The organism is Mesorhizobium sp. M4A.F.Ca.ET.050.02.1.1 (assembly GCF_003997725.1).
In the GTDB taxonomy this organism is placed as follows: Bacteria; Pseudomonadota; Alphaproteobacteria; order Rhizobiales; family Rhizobiaceae; genus Mesorhizobium.
On the sequence record NZ_RZSG01001068.1, the window covers coordinates 1 to 1614 of the forward strand.

General features: G+C 64.2%; 1 protein-coding gene. It reads right to left on the reverse strand.

The annotated features are described in order from the left end of the window. The coding region (locus EOA33_RS35000; RefSeq protein ID WP_145989496.1) for a M23 family metallopeptidase at positions 1-1614 on the reverse strand (1614 nt) is incomplete at both ends.

Here is a 1614-nt window from a genome sequence, read left to right on the forward strand (position 1 = left end):
GCGTCGTAGCGAAGCGCGAGCAGGTCGGCGGTCGACAGCGAGCGGGCGAGATCTGGCCTGTAGGTGTTCATCATCCGGATCCAGGTCTTGGTGATGAACTGGCCGGCGCCGGTCGCGGAGGAAAGCGGGTTCTTGGCCCGCGCGCTGCCGCCGCTTTCGACATGGACGATGCGGTCGGTCAGCGTCTCGACGGCAGCATCGCCGGACCCGCCAGAACCGCCTGAAACGTAGCTGGCAACCGTGGTGACCGTTCCCAGCGGATCGATCGCCACGCCGGCCTGGTAGAGCTCGAAATGCAGATGCGGGCCGGTCGAAAGCCCGGTGGTGCCGATATAGCCAATGACGTCGCCGGCCTTCACCTTGGTGCCGACGCCGCTCGCGAGCGCGAATTTCTGCATATGCGCGTAGCGCGTCTCGCGCCCGTTGGGATGTGAAATCTTCACCAGATTGCCATAGCTGCCGCCATCGCCCTGAAAAGTGATCTCGCCATCGAAGGCGGCCATGATTGGTGTACCGATCGGAGCAGCCCAGTCGACGCCCTTATGGATCCGAACCGTGCCGAGGATCGGGTGCTTGCGCGGGCCGAAGGTCGAGGTCATGACCCCGCTCACCGGGGTGACCATGCCGTTGGTCACGGCCAGCGAACGAACCTCGTCATTGCCGGTGACGCACGCAAACTGGCCGTCGCTTTGCTGGAAAACGAAACAGTCGAGGCTTTTCTCGGTGCCCTGGACGCCGACATAGAGGACCCGTCCGGAGATCTCGCTTTGGCCGCGAGGCGTTTGCGAATAGATCAGCACCAGGCGCTGGTCTTCACTGGCGAAGGCGTCGAGATCCTGCCCCCGCGACAGATACATGATCGCCTCGCCGATTACGCTGGTCGGAACCTTGTTGCGTGCGGCCGTCGAATAGATCGCGTCGAGCAGACGATACTGGCGCTTGGGCCCGCCCTCGTCGGATGCGCCTGAATAGTTGAATAGATCCTCGCGGACCCATGGGTCGACGCCCGACACGAACGCTCCCTCGGCGTTGCGCGTCAGTGTCCCGACATAGACGTTCCTGGCGTAGATCGAAACCTGCATGAGCGACGCTGTCGTCGCTTCGCGCGTCGGCCTGAAGCCACGCATGGCCACGACATGGCCCGGTTCCAGGCTTTCCCGTTTGAACAGTGCCTTCAGCGCCTCGCCGGCGAGTTTCGCATCGTCGGCCGAGAAATGCGCGTCAAGCACGACGCTGTCCAGGCTGCGGTCATTGAGGATTTTCACGAACGTGTCTTCGGTCGCCTCGAAGCGCTGGTACTCGCTGGCGACGGTCGCGACGGTCGTATTGTTCTCGATCTCGGTCTTCTTGAAGGCGGGAAGGGCGGCTTCGCCCTGATCGACGGTCTCACCCCAGCCAGCCTCCGGATCGTCGGCATCTGCCTTGGGCGCCGGACCGTCAGGCGTTTCGCTCTCGTCGGGCGCCTGCTGGAGTTCGTTGTCCAGGTCGCCTTGCTGGTCGTCGGTTGCAGCCGGCGCGGGTGGGGCGGGTTGCTGATCGGGTGCGGAAGCCGGGGGCTTCGGAGGGGTCTGCCGCTGCGCCTGGAAGAAGGCGAAATCCTCCTGTGTCGAGGGG